This is a genomic window from Domibacillus sp. PGB-M46 (assembly GCF_022668875.1).
Classification (GTDB): Bacteria; Bacillota; Bacilli; order Bacillales; family Domibacillaceae; genus Domibacillus.
Genome location: NZ_JAKGCR010000013.1, coordinates 44,451 through 70,609, shown reverse-complemented (window position 1 = coordinate 70,609; position 26,159 = coordinate 44,451). Strand labels below are relative to the sequence as shown.

Below are 26,159 nucleotides of genomic sequence, written 5' to 3'. Positions count from 1 at the left end.
TAAAAAAGAGCGTGCTCTGCACACTCTCTTGGTTATTTATTATGTCCAATTTCTACAGCGGGTTCATCTACTTGTTCTTCAATAAATTCCTTATATTTCTTGCCCCAATCGTACATCGATTCAAGAATTGGCATTAAAGTCCGGCCTTGGTCCGTCAAGGAATATTCTACTTTTGGAGGCACAACCGGATACACTTCCCGGTGAACGATAAAATCCGATTCGAGCTCACGCAGCTGATTTACAAGCATACGCTGCGTTATGCCGGGCATTAACGATTTTAATTCGTTAAACCGTTTTGTTCCTTCTTTCCCTAAATGCCAAAGAATCAGCATTTTCCATTTCCCGCCGATCACCGCCAGTGTCAGTTCTTTTTCACAGTTGAACTCTCTTGCGCATACGTGTCCCACTTGTAAGACCCCCTTTTTAAACAGTATACAATATGTATGTACATTTCAAAAAGGAACCTGTTTGGCCGGCAGTTGATCTTGGAGCGTTTTGCTGAGAAAATAACAAAGAACAGCGGCTAGTATTCTGGATAAGAGAGGGATTACATATGAATATTGCAACAATTGGTACAAGCATGATTACCGAGCGGTTTATTGATGCTGTGGGCAAAACAGATGCATTGACGTTTGCCGGCGCTTTCTCCCGTTCGGTCGAAAAAGCAAAGGGGCTGGGAGCACCGCGCGTTTTCACAGACCTTGCGGAGCTGGCGTCTGATGAAACCGTTGATGTTGTATACATCGCTTCGCCTAATTCCCTTCACTTTGAGCAGGCGCTTTTTTTAATGAAGCATAAAAAGCATATTATTTGCGAAAAACCAATGTTTTCAACGGCTGGCCAGTGCAGGGAGGCCTTTCAAACAGCGGAAGAAAACGGCGTATTTTTATTTGAAGCGTTCCGCAATTTGTATACGCCAAACCATGCACGCTTAAAAGAGGTAGTTGAAAAAGTCGGTCCGATCCGTCATTCCTTTTTGCAGTATATGAAATACTCGTCCCGCTACGACAATGTACTGGCTGGGGAAGAACCAAATATTTTCTCACCGAAGTTTTCCGGCGGTGCGCTTGTTGACTTGGGCGTATATCCAATCAGCCTGGCTGTTTCTTTGTTTGGCAGGCCAGAGCGTATTAGCGCCCATGTAACGATGCTGCCGACAGGTGTGGATGGAAGTGGTTCGGTTGTTCTGGATTATGGTACACATGTGTGTACCACAATGTTCTCGAAAATAACGGATTCGTTCCTGCCGGGTGAAATAAGCGGCGAAAACGGCACGATCAGCATTGATCATGTGGCACCAATTGCAAGCATCCAGTTTACGGATCGTCTTTCAGGGGAGCAAGAACAGCTTGCCGTTGCAGAAGAAGAAAATGATATGATGTATGAAGCAGAAGCGATTGCAAAAGCGATTCAGTCAAATGACCGCAACCTGTATGAGCACTACCGGAACATAAGCGAAATTGTGATCGAGATCACGGAAGAAGCGCGCAGACAGGCTGGCGTCGTCTTTACTTCATAAGAAAAATGTGTTTACCTGGCGATTTGTAACGGCCAGGCAAACACGTTTTTTTTATGGGCAAAATGAGCGAGCGGCTTTTGCTCAAAAACGGCATCCGGCAAAAAAGAAAGGGACGGCGGATCCAAAACCGTACAGCATGCTTCCGCCACACGCCACCGGTCATGGTGAATATCTCCGCGGAAAACAAAGCCGCCTTTTTGATCAAACAGGCAATAGCGTTCAAGCAGCCAAAAGTCTATACTGCCTTCCTGTGGAATAAAAACAGAGGAAGAAGGGAAATAAACGGCACGAAAAGGGTGTTTGCTTCCTGATTGAAAGTCCACTGTTTGATTGCGCACAAGCAGCTTCATTTGAGCATGGTAATACGGAAGAAGAGAAACAGCCCGTGCACCCAAAACGACCGGCCATTTATCGACACCAAGGCTGAAAAAGTAAACACCGGGAACGCCTTTATGCGTGACATAAGTTCGTATATTGATTTCTAAATAGGAATGATAAAAAGGAAAAGGCGGCAGGCCGCGCAGGTGGGTGCCGCGGGCTAAAAAAGGTACAATGCTGACCCAGGCGCTGCCGCCGAACAAATCAAGAGAAAGAGCGGCTGGAATATGCGGTGCGAGTTTCTTGGCTGAAACAGGCCAGTGAAGAAAAAGCATAAAATCCCATTGCTGTGCTGCGATCCAGGGAGAGGAAGGGAGAGCAAAAGGACGCTGGCTCGTTTCACTGAAAGTGTTGGCCATTTCACGGGACTCCTCTCTATTTCTGTTCTGCGTCTAACCCGTCTTCGTCTTTTTTAGGAGCAGATGCTTTTTCTAAAAGGGCCGTTAATTTATCATCGGCGTCTTTTACCCATGGTTTCATTTTTTGAAGATCAGGGCTGTCTTTTTGTGCTTCGGCTATAAGCGGGTAAAGGCTTTTTTCAATAGCTGTGTATTCTTCTGGATATTGCTCTTCCACTTCAGCCTCAGCTAAATCCCAATGTTCTTCCAGGCTTTCTCCAGCTTTCTGAAGCTCCTCACCGCTTTCGGAAGATTCAATATGGGTGTTTACGCGGTCAAGCATACTTTGTACATTTTGAATTTTACTTGGCAAATCACGCGCCTGTTCCTCAATGGTATCGGTTTCGGTATCCAGGACAGGCTGTTCACTTTCGTCCGTTCCACATCCGGCTGTCAGCATCCCTGCCAGAAAAAAAGAAGCAGCATAGCAGTTTTTTTTCATGATGATCCCCTTTTCATCTTTTTTACTACTATTTACAAATGACACCGTTTTAAACGCTTTTTTTGCTTCGTTTGGCTCTTAAAAGGACGGGTAAAAAGAAGAAAAAGGAGAGAAGCATGATGGCATTTGATTATTCGCTTGACTTTGACCAAATTGACTTTCGAAAAGAACCCAAAAAATACCGCGTCGGCCGGGGCGAGCAGGGGGTACTGCTTGTGGAGCCTTACAAAAGTGAAATTTTGCCGCACTGGCGTTTTAAAACACCCGATATTGCCCGGGAATCATCAGAAAAGATTTACAGCATGTTTTTGGAATACAAAGAAAAAAATGATTTTGTCGGCATGGATATGGCACGCAAATTTTTGCAGATGGGCTATACGCGGGCACGCCGTTACACAAACTACAAAGGCGGCCGCAAATATAATAAAGAAGGAAAGGTAAACGAGCGGAATATTGATGAAGAAAAAGCGCAGTCAGCAGCGATTTTCCAGATGAAGTGGAAAGCTGTGCGCGAAGATCAGGAGTACTTAAAATTGAAAAAAGAACATCAGAAAAAATATGGCTGATCGTAAAAAAGAACCGGCCTGCTCAGGGCAGGGCCGGTACGTTAAAAGAGCTCTTATGCATTTTTGCGGTGAAAGCCTTTGGCGTAATATACCACCGTTAATGAAAGCAGCCAAAGCGGACCGACAATCAGGGCAATTCTTGTGTCCGTACTAAAGCCCATTACAACAATGACGCCTGCTAGAAACGCAAGAGAGATATATGAAGTAAAAGGAAATAGCGGAACCTTGTATTTAAGTCCTTGCTGCTGTTGCGGGCTCAAGCTTTTTCGATAGCGAATTTGTGAAAGCAAAATAACTGCCCATGTCCAAATCGCTCCGAATGTTGCAATGCTCGTTACCCATGTAAAAACTTTAGCAGGTACAAGATAATTCAACAAAACGCCAATGAGCAGCACGCCGGCAGATGCAATAATCGCTTTGCCCGGAACACCGTTTCGAGTCAGCGTTTGATAAGAAGCAGGTGCTTCCCCGTGTTCTGCCAGATTAAACAGCATGCGTCCTGTACTGAAAATACCGCTGTTGCAAGATGAAAGAGCGGCCGTTAGGACAACAAAGTTGATAATGCCGGCTGCTGCTGGAATACCTACTTTTTCAAATGTCAGGACAAACGGGCTTCCTTGTGTGCCAATTTCGGTCCACGGATAAATAGACATAATGACGAATAAAGCGCCCACATAAAAAATTAAAATCCGCCAAAACACAGAGTCAATCGCTCTTGACAATGACTTTTCCGGGTTTTTTACTTCCCCGGCCGTAACACCGATTAATTCAATGCCTAAATAAGCGAACATAACCATCTGCAAGGATAACAGAAGTCCTTTTGCGCCATTCGGGAAAAAGCCGCCATTCTCCCAAAGATTGCTGATTCCGGTTGCAATACCACCGTTTCCAATTCCGAAAGCGATCATTAACACACCGATTACAATCATGGAAAGAATCGCAACAATTTTGATGAGAGCAAACCAAAACTCCAGCTCCCCATATGCTTTTACCGCTAAAAAGTTAACGGTTGTCATAATGACCAAGGCGGCTAATGCCCAAATCCAGGCTGGAACATCTGGATACCAGAAGCCCATATAAACGCCGACTGCGGTAATTTCCGCCATACAGGTTACAACCCATAAAAACCAATAGTTCCATCCAGTTATAAATCCGGCCAGCGGGCCAAGATAATCACGCGCGTATTTACTAAATGAACCGGCAACAGGCTTTTCAATCGCCATTTCACCAAGCGCACGCATAATAAAAAACATCACCATGCCACTTACAGCATAAGCAAGCAAGATTCCTGGACCGGCCATTTTAATCGCGGTAGCGGAACCTAAAAAAAGCCCGACGCCGATGGCTGCGCCGAGTGACATAAGTGTAATATGCCTTTCTTCTAATCCACGGTGCAGTTCATTGCTGTTGTTTGGCTGAGGCGCTATTTTCTTTGACTCTAGTTGTGCCATTTGTGTTCTTCCTTTCCTTAAAATAGGCTCCAAAATGGAAAAAAATATCTGAGATGCTTCAAGAAATTAACGCACTTTCTCATTGTAGCCCTGTGCTGTTTCGGTTGGCAAGAAAAATAAGAAAGAAACATAACCTCCTTTTTTGCCCAAACAGGGAAGCTGATGAAGAATGAATCAAAAAACCCCTTGATATTACTGATTTGATAACGCTTACAACTTGGAGCGTATGCCCATTTTAACATTGATTGATAGAAAAATTGTTTGTGGAGAAATAAAAATTTTTTTCGCTTGTTTGGGAATATAAACAAAAAGAAGAGGAAGAGTTTGTGAGAAAAGAGTCCGTTTTTAGCCAGATACATTTCATTTTTCCCTGCTTTTAAAAAAGAAACAGCTGGAAAAAATGGAAAAAGCACCGGTGTTCTTCACCGGTGCTTTTTCATTAATGATCCTGCCGGAACCAGCCTTTTCTCCAGAAAAAGACAAACATGGACAGGGAAATACCAGCCATGACACCAAGAACGATAAAATAACCGTAGTGCCAATGTAATTCCGGCATATGATCAAAATTCATTCCGTAAATGCCGGCAATAAACGTAAGCGGCATGAAAATCGTTGTGATGACCGTTAATGTCATCATAATGCTGTTCATACGATTTGAGTTCACTGAAAGATAGCTGTCACGCATATCTTTTGTGAGTTCCCGGTTTGATTCAACGATTTCTGTCAGCATTAAAAGATGATCATAAATATCTTTAAAATAAAGTTTGCTTTTTTTACCCATTTGAATCCGGTCTGAATTTAGTACACGGTATAACAATTCCCGCATCGGAAAAATAATCCGGCGCAGCTTCAGCAGCTCTTTTCGAATATCAAATAAATCATCTGTGCTCGCCTGGTCTGTATCCTCTGCTTCGAGCTGAATTAAGCTGTCCTCAATTTGATAGACGCTCGGGAAAAAGTGGTCGACTACTTTGTCAACAAGATGGTATAAAACCTGAACTGGGTTTAAGTTTTTTATTTTTTTAGCATCTAGCAGACGTTCCCATACTGTGTCAATTTCAACAGATTTTTTTCGATGAAAAGTTACAATATAGTTTGCACACCAAAAAATATCAATCTCTTCCGGATCAAGCGTTTTTTGATTGATGGATTGAATAATCATAAAGTTGTGATCTTCATAGTAATCCAGCTTTGGCCGTTGAATAAAATGCAGGCAGTCTTCAATCGCCAGCGGGTGAAACGCGAAAAAATCTTGTAAAATCGTCGTTTCTTCGTTTGTCGGCTGGTCAAGGTCCACCCAGTACCAAAGGATATTGCCCCCGCGAAGGTCTTCAAGCGGGATGTTATGCAACACAGCTTGATCAGCCGTAATTGCAGCCGTTCGGATCATGCGCATCACCTTCTTCTTGTAGTAAGCCCTTAACAGTATACAGTATATCCGCATGTTTGTAAGGAGAGAAGGGAGGGAACAGGGAGCAGACGAAACAGATTTCTGGTTCACGAAAAGGAATATTCTATTTTTAAAGCAGTAACTACACGCTCTTGTATGATTCAGGCGCTTTTCTTTCGTTTTAAATCGTAATAATGACGATTTACACCGTAGGAGCAATATGCTACCATGATGTCAGCGTAATCAGCCGAAATACATACTGATGTACAAGTGGCTGCAGGTGTTCTTTATTTATGGAGAAATGCATGAATGAATGTTTTGAATTGTAAGGAGGAAACAATGCTGACTCATCGGATTTACCTGGCGCTTGCCATCCCGCTCATTTTTTCAACCGTTACAACGCCGCTGCTTGGCGCAGTTGACACAGCAGTTGTCGGCTGGCTTCCTGATCCGGCTTACATTGGCGGTGTAGCGATCGCCAGCATGATTTTTAATACAATGTACTGGCTGTTTGGTTTTCTTCGTGTCAGTACATCCGGTTTTACGGCTCAAGCTGATGGCGCCCGGGATTCTCAAGCTATGAAACTAGCGCTGATGAGGCCTTTTTTGGTGGCGCTGTTGATCGGCTGTTTGTTTATACTGCTTCAATGGCCTATTAAAACGATTTTCTTCTCTATCATGAATCCGGACCAGGCCGTTCTTGCGGCGGCGTCAGACTATTTTATGGTTCGGATTTGGGGAGCACCTTTTGTGCTGATGAATTATGTGATACTGGGATGGATGATGGGCAGATCACTCATTAAAGCATCTTTCTGGCTTCAGGTGTGGATGAACGTTTCAAATATCATCCTTGATATTGTGTTTGTTAAAGGATTTTCGTTCGGGATTGCAGGCGTAGCAGCTGCAACGCTTATTTCTGAAATATCGGCGTTTTTGATCGGGCTGTTTATAATCCGGAAGTCGGCAGGAATCCGGCTGAGAGATATAAAAGAGCCCCGCTTGTTTGAAGCAGCTCCTTTTTTAAAAATGATGGCTGTAAACCGCGATTTAATGATTCGAACGGTCTGCCTTTTAGCTGTGTTTAATGCGTTTACCGCCCGGGGTGCTTCATTTGGGACTGATGTTCTGGCGGCAAATGCCATCTTAATTCAAGTTCATTACATTATGGCGTATTTTTTTGATGGCTTTGCCAATGCCTCGAGCATTTTAACCGGCCGGGCGGTTGGCGCAGACGATAAAGACATGTACAAAAAAACGGTTTCTTTGTCGATTCAATGGTCTGCTGCAGCAGCAGTGCTGCTGACGGCGGCGTACTTCTTTTTACGGGAGCCGGTTATTGGACTGTTTACAAATCTGCCTCAAGTATTGGAGCTGGCCGATTCTTACAGTGCCTGGCTGCTCCTGTTTCCGGCAAGCGGCGCATTAGGCCTTGTGCTGTACGGTGTCTTTACCGGTGCTTCACAAGCGGCTCCTGTCCGCAACTCTATTGCAGCAGCACTGGGAATATACCTTCTAATTCAATGGGCAGGTGTCCCGGCTTTTGAAAATCACGGTCTTTGGCTCGCTTTTATAAGCTTTACACTGGCCCGTTCTGTTTTTCTTGTTTTTTATATGCCGGCGCTTGGACGCCGACTATTTCCGCTTGAGAGGGACAGGGACATGGATAAGAAAGCCTTTGCTGATCAAACTTGAATCAGCAAAGGCTTTTTTGGGTATGGATGAATAAAAAAGGAGGCAGCGATATGAACGAAAAGTACACGGGCTTAGCCGAAACGGCGATCCAGTCCATTGAAAAAATTGCAGGCACTCACCCAGGCTTTCGAAGAGCGCATGCAAAAGGCTGCTTTTATCAAGCTGTTTTTGTTCCAAATGGGGAGGCTGCACCGTATACAAAAGCCGCGCATTTGCAGCAAAGACCGGTGCCGGCAGTCGTCCGTTTTTCAGACAGCTCACCAAATCCAAATATGATCGACAGTCTATCACCAGTAAAAGGCATGTCTGTTCAGTTTCACCTGCCCAATGGAGAAAAAACCTATTTAGTTAGTGTAAATGTGCCGGTTTTTTTAACGAAAACACCGGAAGCGTTTGTGGAAATGATGAGGCTTGCCGCAGAAGGGCCGGGACCAAGAGATTTAATGAAATTGTTTATCGACTATCCGGAAAGCAAAGCGGCTTTTCAGATTTTAAAAAAAATGAAGCCGTTCGTCAGCTATTCAACGAGCCGCTATTTTCCTATTCATACATTTTACTTTGTTAACGAAGCAGGCGACAGGCAGCCTGTAAAATATGAATGGATACCAGATAAATCGTTTAGCGCAGAAGCAAAAAAAGAAGCTGTTACCCATCCCGCGGATTACTTAGAAAAAGAATTGGAAGATGAGCTGCCTGTCAGCTTTACACTTTCTATTGTTCTAGGAAAATCGGAAGATGCCACGGACGATTCAACCGTACTTTGGCCTGAAGACCGGCCGCGTATTTCTGTTGGTCGTCTGGAAATAAGAGAAAAAATTCTCCAGCCAAATGACCGGGTCATTTTCGATCCAACTGTGCTTCCGGATGGGATAGAGTGTTCAAATGACCCAGTTTTACATGCCCGCCATGCTATTTATGCTGCTTCTTCTTTACGTCGTTTTAACGGTCTGTAATAGAAATGAAATACAATTGACCCAAAAAAAACGTTAAAATGAAATAAATACAACCGATGTATAGGTTAAAAGCGGCATATTTTTGAATGGAGGCAACAAAGTGAAAAAATGGACGATATTTATCACGGCATTGTGCCTGGTTCTTTCTCTGCTGGGCATCCAAGCACCTGTTCAGGCAGCAGGATTTAACGATGTTCCATCGCGTGCAGTTAAGGAAGTAAACTACTTAACGCAAGGAAAAATTATTTATGGTGTTACTCCGTCATCATTCGCTCCAGGGGCAACATTGACGCGGGCGCAAGTAGCCATTTTTGTCGGCCGGACCCTGCAGCTTAATGGACAGCAGCGGGCTACTCGTTTTTCCGACGTGGGAAAAGGAAACACGGCGTCCGGCTATATTGAAGCCATGGCCGATAAAGGCATTATGCCCGGTACACCAGACAATCAATTTTTCCCTTCTAAAGCCGTTACACGCGGTGACATGGCCATTATTTTACAAAGAGCATTCGGTTATTCTGGAAATGCTGAACAGGCTCTTTTAAAGCTTGGGATTGCCAGCGGAATGGAAGACGGCACATTTGGTACTAAAAAAACGATTACCCGCGCAGATTTTGCGGTGTTTCTTGCACGTGCTGTGAATCCATCTTTTCGCTTGAAACAGTCAGCTTCTTTTAAGTCAGCATTTGTGTCAACCACAAACAACTTAAATATTCGGACTGGCCCATCAACGGATTACACGTCTATCGGCAAAATTTCAGCCAACACAAAAGTATCGGGTGCCCATTCTGTCGGCGGCTGGACTTATGTAAAAGCAGGGTCTCTGACCGGATTTATCAGTTCTTCCTATTTGCGCTCGTCGTTAGGAAGTACGGCGCCTGATGCACCGGCTCCAGCTCCGTTACCAAATACGGATTCTGCTTTGGCCGGGCAAACGATTATTTTAGATCCGGGTCATGGGGGCAAAGATTCCGGCGCGGTCGGCAATGGCTTAAAGGAAAAAGATGTTGTGCTCAAAGCCGGCCTGCAAGTAAGCAGCCTTTTAAAAGGAACACCGTTTACGGTAAAAATGACCCGGTCTTCGGATGTCTTTATTGAACTGCTTGACCGTTCTGCGTTTGCAAAAAATGAAGACGGAGATATTTTTGTCAGTATCCATGCAAATGCCGCAACACCTGCCGCAACAGGTACAGAAGCGTATTATTATTCAGCCGGCAACCAGCATGCAGCTGACAGCAAGCTTCTTGGCGAAAAGATTCAGGCACGTATGCTTGCCGCATGGGGCCTTCGCGACCGCGGTACGAAACCGGGCAATTACTCGGTTCTTCGGGAAAACAGCATGCCAGCCACATTGCTTGAGCTTGGTTTTATCACAAATGCAGGAGACGCTGCCAAGATGGCGTCTGATGCTCAAATGAATAAAATGTCTATTGCGATTTACAATGGGATCCTTGATTATTACAAAGAAAAAGGATTTAGCGTAGATGTGTATTACAAATAAAAAATGGCTTCCGTTTTGAACGGAAGCCATTTTTCATCGGAGGAGATTGTCATGGTCCGCATTCAAAAAACGGGAAGTTTATATCAAATTTCTTTTATGCCCTCCCTGTTTCCGGTTAATTGCTATATGGTTGAGGAAGAAAGATTTCTTACGTTGATTGATGCAGCCCTTCCGTTTAGTGCAGCTGCCATTATGAATATGGTAAAACGATTGGGCAAGCCGATTGAACACATTGTACTTACGCATGCTCATGAAGACCATATTGGCTCAGTCGATCGATTAAAAGCGTTTATGCCTGATGTGCCTGTTTATATATCTGCACGCGACGCACGGATTTTGGAAGGAGATTTGACGGTTGATGCGGGCGAAGCGCAAAAGCCTATTAAAGGCGGTGTTCCAAAAAGAATGAGTACAAAACCGGATGTAGAACTGAATGAAGGGGATCGAATCGGCTCGCTTGAAGCCGTGTTTACGCCAGGCCATACGCCGGGCTCCATGTCGTTTTGGGAGACCCGGAACAAGCACCTGATTGTTGGAGATGCTTTTCAAACACATGGAGGAATGGCGGTTGCCGGTACATTTAAACCGCTGTTCCCTTTTCCAGCATTCGGAACATGGGATAAACAGACCGCGATCGAAAGTGCCAAACGGATTCAGGCGCTTCAGCCAGCGCTTCTTGCGGTGGGTCACGGCAAGATGGTGACGAATCCAGAGAGCGCCATACGCCAGGCAATTGGCGAGGCAGAGAGAAAACTGAGCTGAAAAAAGAGCGAAGCCCAAAGCCGGCTTCGCTCTTTTGCGTTTGCGAAAATGAAATGACCCCTTTATAATGAGGGTATCGAACGTTTGTTTTTGTAGATAGGAGGAAAAGCCATGCAGGCGATCATTGCTGAAAAAGCATCACAGGCCGAGGCGCTTGCCGCTCCATTCCGCCATGCGAAAAAAGGAACACACATTGAGATTGCCCCATGTGAAACATTTCCAGATGGGGCACTGCTCGCCTGGTGCAGCGGCCACTTGTTTGAAATTGTACCGCCGCATGAAATGGACCCTAAATTAAAAAGGTGGCATCTTGAAACACTGCCAATGATTCCAGAAACATTTAAATATAAAATCATCCCAGCTAAAACAAGCCGGTTCAAAGCAGTCAAAGAGATTATTCGAAATCCGGCCGTAACCGAAATTATTTCCGCGGGCGACCCGGCACGTGAGGGAGAGCTCATTGTGCAGCTCGTTGTCCGCATGTCCGGTGTTAATAAACCGATGCGGCGTCTTTGGGTAAGCAGCTTAACACCGAGAGCCGTGGAGCAGGCTTTTGCCAATCTGCGGCCTATCGAAGAGACAATGCCGCTTTACCACGAAGCGATGGCCCGCAGCTACGCAGACTGGCTCATTGGCATGAATGCGAGCCGTGCTTATACGCTCTTAATTCAGTCTAAAACAAAAGGAGCGGGGCGGGATGTATATGCCGTCGGGCGCGTGCAGACTCCTACGCTTGCCCTTGTCGTCAAGCGGGAAAAAGAGATTCTTGCCTTTGTATCCAAGCCATTTTATGAAGTAGTCGCGTCTTTTAACATGGATGGAGCTTTATATGAAGGAAAATGGATAAAAGAAAAAGAAACGCGCTTTTATGAACGAGAGAATGCAGAAGCAATCCGGGACGAGTGCATGGGAAAAGAAGCGGAAGCAGTAGAAGTGAAAACGGAAAACAAACCGGTGCCGCCGCCTGCTTTTCACAGTTTATCCACTCTGCAGGCACTTGCGAACAAGCGGTTTAATTTTTCGCCAAAGAAAACATTGGAGGTGACGCAGGCTCTTTATGAGCGGTCTTACGTGACCTATCCCCGGACCGACAGCAATCATGTAAATCCAGAAGAAGCTGCGGCTTTTCCAGCTATCTTAAGGAAGTTATCCCAGCTCGAGCCGTACGAGCAATGGGCCGCCGGGACAACACGTTCCATCCTATCGGATAAACGATACGTAGACTCGAAAAAAGTAAGCGATCATTATGCCATCATTCCAACAGAAAAAGTTCCGGCTCTTCACTCATTAAGCGGTGATGAGCGAAAGATTTATGATCTCATTGCTCGTTCATTGATTGCTGCCCATTATAACCCGGCCCTGTTTGCACATTCGACGATCCGAACAGCGGTCGGGCCGCACATCTTTGTGACGAACGGGAAGCGGCTGATTGAGCCCGGGTGGCGTCCGGTTTTGTTTGAAAAGGAAAAAGAGGATGTGTTGCTGCCGAATGTGAAAGAAGGACAAAAAGGCATAGCAGAGGATGTAAAAGTCGTGGAAGGAAAAACCGTCCCGCCGAAACGGTACACAGAAGGGGAACTTATTACCGCCATGAAAAATGTCGGTTACACAGTGGAGGATAAAGAGCTTGGCAATGTATTAAAATCGGTTTCCGGCCTTGGAGAGGAAAGTACACGCTCTAATATTATCGAGCGTCTGAAGCAGCTTGACTATATGAAGATAGAAGAGCACCGCGTGGTACCGATGGCCAAGGCATTCGTCTTGATTGATGCTGTGGAAAATACGCTGCTCGCTTCACCAGAATTAACAGGCAGATGGGAGCAGCGCTTAAAAGAAATTGGCAAAGGACAAGCGCCGGCCAATGTGTTTATTGAACAGTCAAAGCGGCTCGCCCAAAAAATTGTGCAGGATGCTATCGAGCACTCTGCCGGCTGGTCATTTGATGCGCCGTCTAAGCCGGCCGCACGTGATCATCAGCCGCTCGGTGCATGCCCGAGATGCGGAAGCGCTGTTATTGATAAAGGGAAATTTTATGGCTGTTCCGCTTACCAATCGTCGAAATGCGGGTTTATACTCGGCAAAAAAATGCTCGGCAAGTCAATCAGTGCAGCGAATGTAAAAAAGCTTCTTGATAAAGGAAAAACGAACTTAATCAAAGGCTTTAAAGGAAAGCAGCCATTTGATGCTTATCTCGTTTGGAAAGATAAAAATGAAGGCACTGTTCAATTTGAATTTAAAGCCTCAAAAAAACAGTAGTCATATATACCTGCTTACTGGCATCCTAATCATTAAAACATGCTGTTTGTACACAGGTTCTGATAAGATAAAGAAAAAAGCGTTCAGGGGGCTGGAATGAAAACACTGATCAATATAAAGGTAAACAAAAAAGCGGCAGCAAAGCTCCGCGCGGGATACCCTCTTCTTGAAAAAGAGGCGGTTGAAAACCCGAAAGCACTCAAAAAAGAAGGAGATATTCTCCGTATTTTAGATGATAAAAAAAACTATATTGGTACCGGCTATTACGGCGTACAAAATAAAGGCATCGGCTGGGTCATCACCCGGGAGCCGGAAGAATATATCGATGCTGCTTTTTTCGGCCGCAAAATAGAGGCGGCTTTTCAGCACCGTAAGGAGCTGATGAAAGACCCTGATACGACGGCTTTTCGCTTGTTTAATGGTGAAGGAGACGGAATTGGCGGGTTAATTATCGATTATTATGACGGCTTTTATGTTATTCACTGGTACAGCGAGGGCATTTACTCATTCCGGAAAGACATCCTGACTGCCATGCGCGAGAAGCTCGAATTCAAAGGGATTTATGAGAAAAAGCGCTTTGACCAGAAAGGGCAGTACATTGAAGATGATGATTTTGTAGAAGGAGAACGCGGCGAGTTTCCAATGCTGATCAAAGAAAATGGCGTGAATTTTTGTGTGGATTTAAATGACGGTGCCATGACGGGGATTTTTCTTGATCAGCGTGAAGTAAGAAATGCGATCCGCACAAGGTATGCCAAAGATGCGGAAATGCTTAATATGTTTTCCTATACAGGCGCATTTTCTGTTTCTTCCGCGCTTGGAGGCGCTGTAAAAACAACAAGTGTGGATGTCGCCAACCGAAGCAGGCCAAAGACGATCCAGCAATTCGAAGCGAACGGAATCGATGTCTCGGAGCAGGAAATCGTCGTGGACGATGTGTTTCAATATTTTAAATACGCTGCCCGAAAGAAGCGGACCTTTGATCTTGTTGTTGTCGACCCGCCCAGTTTTGCGAAAACAAAAAAACGGACCTTCAGCGCAGCAAAAGATTATACAAAGCTGCTTGAAGAAACGATTCAGTTAACGAAGCATAAAGGCATCATTGTTGCCTCTACAAACAGCAGCGCTGTGGATGTAAAAACATTTAAGAGGTTTATTAAAGAGGCCTGCAAGGAGCAGGGAGCGGCTTATGAGATTGTCGAGCAATACGGGCTGCCAGAAGATTTTCGAACCATAGACGCTTTTCCTGAAGGCCATTATTTAAAAGTGATGTTTGTAAAAATTAAAAAGAAATAAAAAACCGGCTTCCGCACAAGGAAGCCATTTTTATTAGGAAAACCGATTTAACATATAGAGCCCTTGCAGCGCATCGCTCAAAACTGGCGCTTCTTCTTTCATTTAACATAAGATAAAGAGGATGATATAAAAAGGAGAGATCAGCATGAACCAAAAGCCGGTCATTTTTGCCCATCGCGGTGCAAGCGGAACATGCCCCGAAAATACAATGGCCGCTTTCCGGGCAGCTGCTCAAAAAGGGGCAGACGGCATTGAACTCGATGTACAAATGACAAGGGATGGAGAGCTTGTCATTATTCATGATGAAACCGTTAATCGGACAACAAACGGCAGGGGAGCCATTGGGCGAATGACGCTGGATGAATTGGCACAGCTTGATGCAGGAAGCTGGTTCAGTCCGTCTTACTCAGGTGAAAAAATCCCAACGCTCGATGAATTTTTTAAATGGGCGGCAGGAAATAAGCTGCAGATCAATATTGAACTTAAAACCAATAAAGTACCTTACCACGGAATCGAAAAGCAAGTGCTGGATTTGGCTGGCGCTTACCAGATGCGGGAGAGAATCATTATTTCTTCGTTTAACTTCGACAGCATTAAGCGGGTGATTGAGCTGGACCCGTACATAGCAGTTGCAGGACTTATTTGGAAAATACGCCGTGATGCATTGGCAAGAGCGAAAGAGCTTGGTTTAAGGGCCCTTCATACACAGTCATCCTATGCGCTTAGCGGCTATGGAAGGGAAGCTGTTGACAGCGGCATGCTTCTTCGTCTCTATACAATTAACCATCCAAAAGAGTGGGAGCGGATTCGGAGCAGCGGTGTGCCGGTAGAAGCGCTTATTACCGATTTTCCTGAACGGTTTCGTTAACGCTTTGAGCGGCTGATCGTTGTAAGTTTAATACCGCATCCGCATAAAGTACTGTGCTTTAGCTTTTTCATAGCCATTTGGCAGTCAGGACAAATTTGGGCTTTTTTCAATGAATGTTCACTCCTTTTCAAAGTAAAAGAGGTATTCCGCCCGTTTGCGGATACCTCTTTTTTTGTTTACTGAGCTGGAACGGCAAGGCCAAGCCCTTCTGCAATGCGTGTGCCGTATTCCGGATCTGCTTTATAGAAATGGGCGATCTGGCGGAGCTTAATGTCTTCACGCTCTACCGGTTTCATTGCGCCAACGATGTTGTTGACAAGGCGTGTGCGCTCATCTTCAGACAATAAACGGTACAAGTCGCCTGCTTGTGTGTAATGGTCATCATGGCTGTAGCTATGCTGGCCTGCAAGGCCTTGCACCTCAAATGGTGTCAGCTTCGCTTCCGGTGTTTCAGCCGGGCCGCCAAAGCTGTTTGGCTCATAATAAACCGACTTGCCGCCATTGCCGTCGAAGCGCATTTGGCCGTCGCGCTGATAGTTGTGGTATGGGCATTTTGGCGAGTTGATTGGCAGTGTATTATGGTTAGCACCAACACGGTAGCGGTGCGCATCTGCATAGGCGAACAAGCGGCCTTGAAGCATTTTGTCTGGTGACGGCTCAATGCCTGGAACAAGAGTACCTGGTGAGAATGTAGCCTGCTCAACTTCTGCAAAATAGTTTTCTGGATTGCGGTCCAGTGTCATTTTACCAACTTCGATTAATGGATAGTCTTTTTGTGACCATACTTTTGTGACATCGAATGGATCCCATTTGTACGTATTGGCGTCTTCGTATGGCATAATTTGCACATACAATGTCCATGATGGGAAATCACCGTTTTCAATAGCGTTAAATAAGTCTTCTGTATGATAATCCGGATTTTCACCAGCTAGTTTTGCGGCAACATCTACATCCAGATTTTTTACACCTTGGTCTGTTTTAAAGTGGTATTTCACCCAGACAGCTTGTCCTTCAGCATTTACCCATTTAAAGGTATGGCTGCCGAATCCATGCATATGACGGAGCGTTGCCGGGATACCGCGGTCAGACATTAAAATCGTAACCTGATGAAGTGATTCAGGTGATAAAGACCAGAAATCCCAAACGGCTGTAGGATTTTTCAAGTGCGTTTGCGGATGGCGTTTTTGTGTATGGATAAAGTCAGGGAATTTAATCGCGTCGCGAATGAAAAACACAGGTGTGTTGTTTCCGACAATATCATAGTTGCCTTCCTCTGTATAAAACTTAACTGCAAAGCCGCGTGGATCGCGAACTGTATCAGCTGATCCAAGCTCACCAGCAACGGTTGAGAAGCGGATAAACATCGGCGTACGTTTGCCTGCTTCGGATAAAAAGTCTGCTTTTGTATATTTTGAGATTTCATCATTTGTTACTTCAAAGTAGCCGTGTGCACCAGCGCCTTTTGCGTGAACAACGCGCTCGGGTACGCGTTCGCGGTTGAAGTGAGCTAGTTTTTCAAGCAAATGAACATCTTGAATTAAAGTAGGGCCGCGATCTCCCGCTGTTTGTGAGTTTTGATTATCCCCAACAGGAGCACCCCAGCTGGTTGTTAAACGATTGCTTTTTTCGATCAAAGAAATCACCTCATCAGTTATTGTTTGCTGTAAGTAAATGATAACACTTCTCAAACGAAAGTCAATATTTATTTATAATAATTATTAACAAAAATCTTCTCTAATATGATAATGTATGAAATCAAGACGATCTATAGAATTGTTTTTTAAAATTATAAAGGCGTAATGTCCTTTTTTATCAAAAATCTATCATTGAAAGCGCTGTCTAAAACGGTGTATACTTTTAGCAAATGAAGAAAGAGGGGAATAGAATGACAACCATTCATATTTTCGACCCGGCCATGTGCTGTTCTGGCACATGCGGTCCACGCGTAGACCCTGAGCTCGCCCGTGTGGCCGCTTCCGTTCATATGTGGCAGGAAAAAGGAGCCCATATTAAACGCTTTAACTTAGCGGACCATTCAGAGGCTTTTTTAGAAAATGAAACGGTACATACACTTATGCAAGAAAAAGGACCGGGAATTTTGCCGATTATTTTTCTGAACGGAGAAGTAGTGAAAGAACGCATGTATCCTACGGATGCTGAATTTGCAGAATGGCTGGGTGCAAAAGCGGGCAGTTTACAGAAGTAAAACGAATAAGCCGAAAAAGGAGACAGCTGAACGCTGTCTCCTTTTTCGGATGTTGGCAAATGCCCGCTTTTGGCGTCACTTGCCGTCTGTGAATGCTCATGACCCGAAAAGGTCACTCCGCTTCCCGGCTGGCGGCGTTCCTGGAAGAGCAGGCGCTTTCTTACTTTGTCCATGCTCTCACAGGGGGCAGCTGAATGCTGTCTCCTTTTCTTTGTTTATTTTTTCAAGATAGTCGTTATGAAGAAGTCCATTCGCCTCCATTAACGTGAATAGTCTGCCCGGTCATATACCGTGAATCGTCGGAAGCAAGATATACGTAAGCAGGGGCCAGTTCAAACGGCTGCCCCTGGCGGTCCATCAGGTTATTAACGAGCGGAACCTGGTCTGCTGAAAAGCTTGCCGGAATAAGAGGAGTCCATACGCGGCCGGGTGCCACAGCGTTTACGCGGATTCCCTGGCTGATAACGTTGTTGGCTAGAGCCCGTGTAAAACCAATATTTGCTGCTTTGGTAGACGAATAATCAACCAATTCCTTATGGCCCCGGTAAGCCGTAACGGAAGAAGTGTTAATAATCGAACTGCCTGCTTTCAAATGGGGAAGAGCGGCCCGCGTTGTGTAAAAGTGAGAATAAATATTAATTTTAAAGGTAAGATCAAATTGTTCGTCTGTAATATCGAGCAGGCTGAGCTGCTGAAATTGAATGCCGACGTGATTGCACAGCACATCAAGACCGCCAAATGTTTTTACGGTGTTTTCTACAATGGCAGCACATTGCTCTTTTTTTCCGAGATCACCCGGCAGCAGTAAGCAAGACTGTCCGAGCTCCTGGATTCTGTTTTTGGTCCGCTCGGCATCTTCATGCTCATCCAAATAAGCAATCGCCACATTGGCTCCTTCTTTGGCAAAAGCAATGGCCACGGCGGCTCCGATGCCACTGTCTCCTCCTGTGATTAGGGCCGTTTTTCCTTTCAGCTTTCCGCTTCCTTTTTCATTTGGATTTTCTACAATTGGGCGGGGCACCATCCACTTTTCCAACCCGGGCTGTCGCAGCTGACGCTGTTCTGGAACCGTAAGCGAAACATCTTCATATTGTGTTATTTTTCCGTAATTAGGGTAAAGAGGATACGAATGTGGAGACCCGTTTTGGTTCTTATCTGTTTTATCATTCAAAATGGAAAACCCCTCCTTATTTGAAAATGACCTATCACACTTTATGTAAGATAGGCATTTGTGGTGAATGTTTCGAAGCGAAGCCAGAGTCCATTTAAATGACAGCTGAATAAAGTAAGGAGAAACGAAACAGAAGGGAGGAAGATGCACGTGCAGGCTTATGAAGTACATGGCCAGGTCAGACTGCTGCTTGTTCAACAGTCTAATGAAAAAGAACGAATTATGTACACGGCAGAGGGTGCAAGCATTCAAGTGCCGAAAATAGGCGCAAGGCCCCCATATTACTGCAATCCACGTTATGGGTGGGTATACCCGGTGATTTAAAAGGCTGCTTTTGTTTTTTATAGTTTGCTCTGGCAGAGGAATACTAACGGGCGTACCATTTACAGCAAAAAAGGAGGATGGCAGATGGAACAGCAGATGACATATGGCAGTGATTACAAATTTATTCCCGCCACTTCAGTAAAAAGCGGCGAGTCCGTCGAAGTCGTGCCGGGTATTGTCTGCCACACGATTCAAATCGTCAATATTTGCCTGATTGGAGATCCAAACACCGGAGACTTCGTTTTAGTAGATGCAGGAATGCCCGGCTCTGCCGGGGACATTATTTCCGTATCAGAAAAGTATTTTGGTGCTGGCAGCCGTCCGAAAGCAATCATTTTAACACACGGCCATTTTGATCACGTGGGAGCTGTTATTGAATTGGTAAAACACTGGAAGGTGCCGGTGTATGCACACGAACTGGAGCTGCCGCATTTAACGGGCCAAGAACCGTATCCGAAGCCGGATGCGACGGTAGAGGGAGGCATGGTAGCGAAGATGTCGCCGCTGTTTCCGCGTGAGCCGATTAACCTTGGAGGGAATGTAGAAAAGCTTCCACCTGATGGGGAACTCCCGCACCTGCCGGATTTTCGCTGGATTCATACGCCGGGGCATTCACCGGGGCACATATCGCTGTTCCGCGACAAGGATCGCCTTTTACTGGCGGGTGACGCATTTGTAACCGTTAAGCAGGATTCTTTTTACAAAGTGGTGACGCAAAAGGAAGAGTTAAACGGTCCTCCCCGGTACTTGACGACCGACTGGGAAGCTGCAAAAAATTCTGTAGCAGCATTGGAGAAGCTAAAGCCGGCTGTCACGATAACGGGCCATGGGCGCCCGATGAGCGGCAGCGAATTATCGGATGGATTAGCTATGCTCGTTCAAGAATTCGACAAAGTGGCAGTTCCCGATTATGGAAAATATGTAGATGAAGAAAAATAACTGTACGTAAAAAATGGTCTCTTTGGAAAGAGACCATTTTTTATAGAAAAGCGTCCAAAAGTATGCCGGCCAGTGCGCCGATTATGACGACCATCCAGGCAGGAAGCTTCCAGTGTGCCAGCAGGCTGAATAATACGGCAGCTAAAACAAAATCAAGGGGACGGTTGATGCTGCTCGTCCAAATAGGCATGTAAAATGCAGCAATCAATAAACCGATAACCGCAGCGTTTACACCCATCAGTGCGCCTTGAACAGCCGGCTTGCGGCGAAGCTCATCCCAAAAAGGAAGGATACCAAAAACGAGCAAAAATGCCGGCAGGAAGATGGCAGCTGTAGCGAGCAGCCCGCCTTTCCAGCCATCAATCACGGCACCCATATAAGCAGCGAATGTAAAAAGCGGCCCTGGTACAGCTTGAGCAGCTCCATAGCCGGCCAAAAACTGTTCTGCTGTCAGCCAGCCCGCTGGAACAAATTCTCGTTCCAAAAGAGGCAGAACAACATGCCCGCCGCCGAATACAAGTGCACCACTACGGTAAAAGCTGTCAAACAGTGCCAGCCAGTCCAGCCCTGTCGCCTGGCGAAGCAAAGGAAGACAGAAGAGCAGAGCAAAGAAAAGCACGAGACAAGCGATACCAAATGCCCGGGAAATAGGAAAAATAAAAGGACGGGCCGTATTTGAATTATGCTTTGGATAAAGAAAAAAGCCGATTAAAGCAGCCGCTGCAATGGTGAGTACCTGGACAAACACAGCCTGCCAGAGCAAAACGACTGCAAGTGCAGCAAGCACAATGGCTTTCCGCTTAAGATCCGGGGCTAATTTTTCCGCCATTCCTAAAATGGCATGAGCCACAACCGCTACAGCCACAAGCTTCAATCCGTGAATCCAGCCGGCTTCCGCTATGTTTCCTCCTTGCAAAAGAAGGGCAAACAAAATGAGGGCAATAACAGAAGGAAGCGTAAAGCCGAGAAAAGCCAGCAAGCCGCCGATCACACCGCCTCGTGCGGCACCAATGCCGATTCCGACCTGGCTGCTTGCTGGACCAGGAATAAATTGACAGAGAGCGACCAAGTCAGCATAGCTCTGCTCATCTATCCATTTTCGCCTGCGTACATATTCTTCGTGAAAATATCCTAAGTGGGCTGTGGGGCCGCCGAAAGAAGTCAGTCCAAGCCGGGTTGATACAACTAAAATTTCCCATAGTGTCTTAGCATTTCTTTTCCTCATCGTTTACTCCTTTAATCTCAAAAACGTTTTATTTAACGTAGCACGGCTGTTTCATTCCTTCAAGAAGCAGGAGGAAACCTTTACAAAATATTAAAGATCAGCCGTTTTGCCGGAAAGGAAAACAGGGAAATAAAGGATAAAAGTAAGAATTTTTAAATTAAATTAAACTTTCAAAAAATTTTTATTATTGTATTGCAACAAGTCTATTACTCTAATATAATAAATTTTCAGAAAGCGAGGAAAAAAGTATGAATCAATCATTATTTCGAAAAAAGAATATTAGGGATCTGCTTGATGGCCAGCCAAAAAGTGCGCTCAAAAAAGAATTGGGTCCCTTTGATTTAACGATGCTGGGTATTGGTGCCATCATCGGAACGGGGATTTTCGTTCTGACTGGGACAGGTGCCTTAACCGCTGGACCGGGATTAATTATATCGTTTGTGATCGCTGGTCTTGCTTGCTTGTTTGCTGCTCTGTCTTATGCTGAATTTGCGTCAACGGTACCAATCGCAGGTTCTGTTTACACATATACGTATACGACACTTGGTGAATTTATTGCTTTTATCATTGGATGGGATTTGGTTCTTGAGTATTTATTGGCTGTAAGTGCTGTATCAGTCGGATGGTCTGGTTATTTTCAATCATTGCTTGCTGGGTTTGGCCTTCATATTCCTACCGCCTTTACAGCAGCTCCAGGTACTATTGAAGGAACGACAACATATTTTAATCTTCCGGCCTTTTTGATTGTTATGCTCATTACGTTTTTACTTTCAATCGGTGTGAGAGAATCAAAGCGTGTGAACAACATTATGGTTATCGTTAAAGTGGCAGTTGTTCTTTTGTTTATCGTAGTAGCTGCCGGGTATGTAAAGCCGGCTAACTGGGATCCGTTTATGCCATTTGGTTTTGATGGTGTGTTTGCCGCTGCGGCACTTGTATTCTTTGCTTTTATCGGGTTTGATGCGATTTCGTCTGCGGCTGAAGAAACAAAAAATCCGAAAAGAGACCTGCCAATCGGGATTCTTTCATCGCTGTTTATTTGTACAGTGCTTTACGTAGTCGTTTCTGCCATTATGACAGGTGTTGTGCCGTTTGCTCAATTCGAAGGGGTGGCGCATCCGGTTTCACTGCCGCTTCAAGTTTCTGGACAAAACTGGGTAGCTGGTATAATTGACCTTGGTGCGATTTTAGGAATGACAACAGTTATGCTCGTTATGCTGTATGGCCAGACACGTGTTATGTTTTCCATGTCACGGGACGGTTTAATGCCGCCTGTTTTGTCAAAAGTCCATAAGAAATACCAAACACCTTTTGCAGCAACATGGATTTTCGGATTGATTGCCGGCTTGATGGGTGCGCTTATTTCGCTGGATGAACTGGCGAAGCTCGTTAACATCGGTACGTTGTCAGCATTTGTCCTCGTATCGATTGCTGTTATCGTACTTCGATACAAGCAGCCGGACCTGCCGCGTGCGTTCCGCTGCCCGGCTGTTCCACTGATTCCGATTTTAGCCATCCTATTCTGCGGATTCTTGATTCTGCAGCTTGGTTCGGCTACATGGATTCGTTTTATTATCTGGCTGTTGATCGGTGTCGTAATTTATTTCGTTTATTCACGGAAGCATTCAAAATTAAATCAATAACAATAAAAAAAAACCGTCCCGAATTCGGGAGGGTTTTTTATCTGTATAAAGAAGAGATTTATTTAATAAGACGTGAGCGACGCAGAATAGGGTAGATGACAATACCTAGAAGGAACAATCCGATTCCAAGCGTAAAGGTTAACCAGTCAGCTGTTCCTGATTTAATAACCCAAAGAGAGTATACAAGCGCAATTGCGGCAATAACCCCGTGACGGATGCGCGCTTTGTCGCCTGCTTCGTACGTTTCGCCTTTTAAAGTAAGCTTTAACAGATACAGAGACGATACCAGGTACGGAATCAAGTAAGCAAGCGTAGCGGACGTTGTTAAAAACGTGAATGCTTCGCTGATTGTTCCGGAAATTGTCGAGAAAACGAAAATCTGTGACATCGCATTTGTGATGGCCAATGAGCGAGACGGGCTGCCTTTTTTATTCACTTTCCCAAAGAAAGCCGGGAAATTGCCTTCTTTCGCTGCAGTGTATGGCACCTCAGAGGCGAGCAGAATCCAGCCAATTGTGGAACCGAACAACGAAATCACCGCAAGCAGGGCCATCACGGTTGCTCCTGTATCGCCGATTAAAACAGAAAGAGCATCGACAAATGGCTTATCAGATGATCTTAACACGTCCTGCGGCAATACACCCATCGTAATCAGGGTCAGCGCTACATAAATGGCAAGAGCAATGAGCAGGCCAAGAACCGTTGCACGTCCAACATCACGCTGGGATTTCGCCCGGCCGGATAAGATAACGGCTGACTCGATTCCAACAAATGCCCAAAGCGTAGAAATAGCTGCCATGTTTACTTGACTGAACAAACCGTGCGTCTGGCCTTCACTGTCTGTAATCAGTGTATACATCTCGCCAAAATTCGATACTTGGAAAGCGAACAGAGCAGCTGTAATAAACAGCAGAAACCCGATCACTTTTGAAGCAGTAGCGACAAAATTTAACTTACCGGCAGTTTGCATGCTTGTGATCAAAATAAAATGTGTGCCCCAAAGCAGTAAGCTGCAAATGACAAATGTAATCGTCTGCCCTACAGAAACTTGCTGAGAGCCAATTGTGAAAAGAGGATGTTCACTTCTCATAACCGGGAAAAACGTTGATAAGTAGCCTGCAAAACTTGTAATGATCGCGACATTGCTGATCCAGTTGGCGACCCAATAGCCCCATACCATCGAAAAGCCGGCAGTTTTTCCGTACTTTGGTGAGTCAAACAACGACCGCGCATAGCTTTGCGGGCCGCCTGTTAATTCAGGCTTGCGAATTGACAATGTGCCAAACACGAGAGCAATCATTAAAACGCCGAAACCAGTCAGAAGCCAGGCAATCGTTACACCAAGCGGGCTCGCTATCTGGGCCAGTGTGCTCGGCAGCATAAAAATACCGGAACCGACCATGTTTCCGACGACAATAGCTGTCAGAAGCCATAATCCCCATTTTTTATCCATTCCATGTTCCTCCTAAATAAAAAACACAAATGCATGGGACATTTGTGTTTTATCGTTATAACCCTCATTTTCTGTCTCTTTATAGTTCTCCACAGAATCAATCCGTGACAGTTTTGCACCTATTCGATACAAACCCAGCTCGAAGCATAAAATGGATGCTTCAAACTTCGGCGACCCTTCCTTTCACATATCTTCAACAGCCCCATTAGACTTCCGATATGCTACTTTTAATAATCGCAACCTCTACCTCATTGAGACAGCCATGAGGATTTTATATTCAATTTTTACAAACTAGAGGATAACAAATAATATTTAGTTATGTCAATATAATATAAAAATTATCTGCTTCACGTTAAAATATTTTTCACATTATTGCTATAATAAAAGGAACAGAACGTACGGAAGGTGCAGAAAATATGACAAATAAAAAACCAACACAATCGAAGCATTTAGCCAGTGCATCACTTGCTGTGATGGGCGGTGGTTTTATTGCAACTATTCCTTTTCAAGAAACAGCCTGGAGTGCTATTTTGCATGGCGGATTTGAAGCGGGCCTTGTTGGCGGTCTTGCTGACTGGTTTGCTGTAACAGCGCTGTTTCGTCATCCAATGGGCATTCCTATTCCGCATACAGCTCTTCTACCAAAAAACCGCAAAAAAATTGTAGCGGCGCTCGTAAATACACTGGAAAACGACTGGCTTTCTAAAGAGAGCATTCAAAGTAAGCTGCAAAATGCGCATGTTATTCAAAAAATGATACCGGTTATCCAAAAAGAAGTTTCGTCAGAAGCGGTAAAAAAAGAAATCAATGGGCTTCTTGATCAAATGGTCCGCTCCATCGATGTGGCAAAAATAGCGCCTCTGATTGAAAAAGAACTAAAAAAGGCATTGCGTTCTATTGATACAGGGCACGTGATCGAAATGGCCGTAGAGAAGCTGATTCATCATCAATACGATGAAAAAGCGCTTGATTATATGCTTGATCGCATGGAGCAGTGGCTGAATAAAAATGAAACGAGCCGACAGCTCGGCCGAACAGCTTTAAGAGCCATCGAGGGCTTGGAGCTGGATGGATTTATGCAGTTTGCCCTGAAATCGTTCCAGCAGATGTTAAGCGAAGAAAAGCTGGGAAGCCTTCTGCAAAACCTGCTGCGGAATGCACTCATTAATATAAAGAACCCGGAGGATATGAACCGGCAGACGCTTTTATTAAAGGTGAAGGAAGAAATGCGGGGAATTACAGAACGGAAAGAATGGATGGAGGTTATAGAGGCTCGGAAAGAAGCAGCGATTCATGACTGGGAGCTTTCCGGGAAAATCGAGGAGATTTTAGTATCCATTCAGCAAAAAGCTTCTGCTTTTATCGAAAGCGGTGAATGCATGGAGAACTATATTCTTCCTTTTGTAAACCGGACGATTCGAAGCGTGCAGGATAATCCCGATAAAATAAACCGGCTGGAAGCGTGGGCTCAGCATCAAATAGGTGTGCTCGTTGAAGAAAACCATTCAAAAATCGGTAAGCTGGTCGAAGAAAATTTAAACAAGCTTGATAATGAAACACTTGTCGAGATGATGGAAAACCATATTGGCAAAGATCTGCAATGGATTCGAGTAAATGGGGCTGTCTGCGGCTTTTTCATCGGTCTTGTGCTGGCCGGTATTCAGACTCTTGTGTAATCTGTAATTTCTTCTTTACAGATGTTTACGATTCAACGTATGATGAAAAACGG

23 protein-coding genes and 1 riboswitch are annotated in these 26,159 nt (G+C 45.0%); of the genes, 14 read left to right on the top strand and 9 right to left on the bottom strand.

Annotation, left to right across the window (positions count from 1 at the left end):
- Nucleotides 1-32 precede the first annotated feature (32 nt).
- Nucleotides 33-407 carry a winged helix-turn-helix transcriptional regulator gene (locus L2D08_RS15145; protein ID WP_242234829.1) on the bottom strand — a complete coding sequence of 125 codons (375 nt, stop codon included), beginning with the start codon at nt 405-407 and terminating at the stop codon, nt 33-35.
- A gap of 146 nt (nt 408-553) precedes the next feature.
- Between L2D08_RS15145 and L2D08_RS15140 the strand changes: the two genes are divergently transcribed.
- Complete coding sequence (locus tag L2D08_RS15140) at nt 554-1,519, top strand: Gfo/Idh/MocA family protein (RefSeq protein WP_242234827.1); 966 nt, start codon at nt 554-556, stop codon at nt 1,517-1,519.
- A gap of 11 nt (nt 1,520-1,530) precedes the next feature.
- Here the strand turns inward: L2D08_RS15140 and L2D08_RS15135 are convergent, their stop codons facing one another.
- A complete protein-coding gene (locus tag L2D08_RS15135) occupies nt 1,531-2,256 on the bottom strand; it encodes a YqjF family protein (RefSeq protein WP_242234826.1) in 726 nt (241 codons plus the stop codon).
- A 16-nt stretch (nt 2,257-2,272) separates the two neighbouring features.
- Nucleotides 2,273-2,737, bottom strand: coding sequence for a hypothetical protein (locus tag L2D08_RS15130; RefSeq protein ID WP_242234824.1), 465 nt, complete (start codon nt 2,735-2,737; stop codon nt 2,273-2,275).
- A gap of 119 nt (nt 2,738-2,856) precedes the next feature.
- Here L2D08_RS15130 and L2D08_RS15125 point away from each other — a divergent pair, with 119 nt between their 5' ends.
- Nucleotides 2,857-3,303, top strand: a complete 447-nt coding sequence (locus L2D08_RS15125) for a DUF4385 domain-containing protein (RefSeq protein WP_242234823.1) — start codon at nt 2,857-2,859, stop codon at nt 3,301-3,303.
- A 53-nt stretch (nt 3,304-3,356) separates the two neighbouring features.
- On the opposite strand, the gene alaP is transcribed toward L2D08_RS15125, so the two are convergent.
- Together alaP and corA are read right to left on the bottom strand one after the other, a co-directional pair.
- Nucleotides 3,357-4,754, bottom strand: coding sequence for an alanine permease AlaP (gene alaP, locus L2D08_RS15120; protein ID WP_242234821.1), 1,398 nt, complete (start codon nt 4,752-4,754; stop codon nt 3,357-3,359).
- Between the two features lie 439 nt (nt 4,755-5,193).
- A complete protein-coding gene (gene corA / locus L2D08_RS15115) occupies nt 5,194-6,144 on the bottom strand; it encodes a magnesium/cobalt transporter CorA (protein ID WP_242234819.1) in 951 nt (316 codons plus the stop codon).
- A gap of 342 nt (nt 6,145-6,486) precedes the next feature.
- Here corA and L2D08_RS15110 point away from each other — a divergent pair, with 342 nt between their 5' ends.
- The 7 genes from L2D08_RS15110 to L2D08_RS15080 all read left to right on the top strand — a co-directional run bounded on the left by L2D08_RS15110 (nt 6,487) and on the right by L2D08_RS15080 (nt 15,469).
- Complete coding sequence (locus L2D08_RS15110; RefSeq protein ID WP_242234878.1) at nt 6,487-7,836, top strand: MATE family efflux transporter; 1,350 nt, start codon at nt 6,487-6,489, stop codon at nt 7,834-7,836.
- Nucleotides 7,837-7,886: 50 nt separating this feature from the next.
- Nucleotides 7,887-8,789, top strand: a complete 903-nt coding sequence (locus L2D08_RS15105; RefSeq protein ID WP_242234817.1) for a catalase family peroxidase — start codon at nt 7,887-7,889, stop codon at nt 8,787-8,789.
- A 100-nt stretch (nt 8,790-8,889) separates the two neighbouring features.
- Nucleotides 8,890-10,287, top strand: coding sequence for an N-acetylmuramoyl-L-alanine amidase (locus L2D08_RS15100; protein WP_242234815.1), 1,398 nt, complete (start codon nt 8,890-8,892; stop codon nt 10,285-10,287).
- 51 nt (nt 10,288-10,338) lie between these two features.
- The gene (locus tag L2D08_RS15095; protein WP_242234813.1) at nt 10,339-11,049 is read left to right on the top strand and encodes an MBL fold metallo-hydrolase; all 711 of its coding nucleotides are present in this window, start codon (nt 10,339-10,341) and stop codon (nt 11,047-11,049) included.
- 111 nt (nt 11,050-11,160) lie between these two features.
- Nucleotides 11,161-13,305, top strand: coding sequence for a type IA DNA topoisomerase (locus L2D08_RS15090; protein WP_242234810.1), 2,145 nt, complete (start codon nt 11,161-11,163; stop codon nt 13,303-13,305).
- 96 nt (nt 13,306-13,401) lie between these two features.
- Entirely contained in the window at nt 13,402-14,601 is a 1,200-nt protein-coding gene (locus L2D08_RS15085; protein ID WP_242234808.1) for a class I SAM-dependent rRNA methyltransferase, read from the top strand.
- 145 nt (nt 14,602-14,746) lie between these two features.
- On the top strand, nt 14,747-15,469 hold the full coding sequence (locus tag L2D08_RS15080; RefSeq protein ID WP_242234806.1) for a glycerophosphodiester phosphodiesterase: 723 nt from the start codon (nt 14,747-14,749) through the stop codon (nt 15,467-15,469).
- Between the two features lie 176 nt (nt 15,470-15,645).
- Here L2D08_RS15080 and katA read toward each other — a convergent pair whose 3' ends face one another.
- Nucleotides 15,646-17,100 carry a catalase KatA gene (gene katA, locus L2D08_RS15075; protein WP_242234875.1) on the bottom strand — a complete coding sequence of 485 codons (1,455 nt, stop codon included), beginning with the start codon at nt 17,098-17,100 and terminating at the stop codon, nt 15,646-15,648.
- Between the two features lie 254 nt (nt 17,101-17,354).
- On the opposite strand from katA, the gene arsD reads away from it, so the two are divergent.
- The gene (gene arsD / locus L2D08_RS15070) at nt 17,355-17,675 is read left to right on the top strand and encodes an arsenite efflux transporter metallochaperone ArsD (RefSeq protein WP_242234804.1); all 321 of its coding nucleotides are present in this window, start codon (nt 17,355-17,357) and stop codon (nt 17,673-17,675) included.
- 235 nt (nt 17,676-17,910) lie between these two features.
- On the opposite strand, the gene L2D08_RS15065 is transcribed toward arsD, so the two are convergent.
- Entirely contained in the window at nt 17,911-18,846 is a 936-nt protein-coding gene (locus L2D08_RS15065; RefSeq protein ID WP_242234801.1) for an SDR family oxidoreductase, read from the bottom strand.
- Nucleotides 18,847-18,996: 150 nt separating this feature from the next.
- Between L2D08_RS15065 and L2D08_RS15060 the strand changes: the two genes are divergently transcribed.
- Complete coding sequence (locus tag L2D08_RS15060; RefSeq protein WP_242234800.1) at nt 18,997-19,170, top strand: hypothetical protein; 174 nt, start codon at nt 18,997-18,999, stop codon at nt 19,168-19,170.
- Between the two features lie 84 nt (nt 19,171-19,254).
- Entirely contained in the window at nt 19,255-20,109 is an 855-nt protein-coding gene (locus L2D08_RS15055) for an MBL fold metallo-hydrolase (protein ID WP_242234798.1), read from the top strand.
- 40 nt (nt 20,110-20,149) lie between these two features.
- Here the strand turns inward: L2D08_RS15055 and chrA are convergent, their stop codons facing one another.
- Nucleotides 20,150-21,334, bottom strand: coding sequence for a chromate efflux transporter (gene chrA, locus L2D08_RS15050; protein WP_242234796.1), 1,185 nt, complete (start codon nt 21,332-21,334; stop codon nt 20,150-20,152).
- Between the two features lie 248 nt (nt 21,335-21,582).
- Between chrA and bcaP the strand changes: the two genes are divergently transcribed.
- On the top strand, nt 21,583-22,977 hold the full coding sequence (gene bcaP / locus L2D08_RS15045; RefSeq protein WP_242234794.1) for a branched-chain amino acid transporter BcaP: 1,395 nt from the start codon (nt 21,583-21,585) through the stop codon (nt 22,975-22,977).
- Between the two features lie 58 nt (nt 22,978-23,035).
- Here bcaP and L2D08_RS15040 read toward each other — a convergent pair whose 3' ends face one another.
- The gene (locus L2D08_RS15040) at nt 23,036-24,430 is read right to left on the bottom strand and encodes an amino acid permease (protein ID WP_242234792.1); all 1,395 of its coding nucleotides are present in this window, start codon (nt 24,428-24,430) and stop codon (nt 23,036-23,038) included.
- A 74-nt stretch (nt 24,431-24,504) separates the two neighbouring features.
- A riboswitch (Lysine riboswitch) is annotated at nt 24,505-24,684 on the bottom strand.
- Nucleotides 24,685-24,846: 162 nt separating this feature from the next.
- Here L2D08_RS15040 and L2D08_RS15035 point away from each other — a divergent pair.
- Complete coding sequence (locus L2D08_RS15035) at nt 24,847-26,106, top strand: DUF445 domain-containing protein (protein WP_242234791.1); 1,260 nt, start codon at nt 24,847-24,849, stop codon at nt 26,104-26,106.
- Nucleotides 26,107-26,159: the final 53 nt, after the last annotated feature.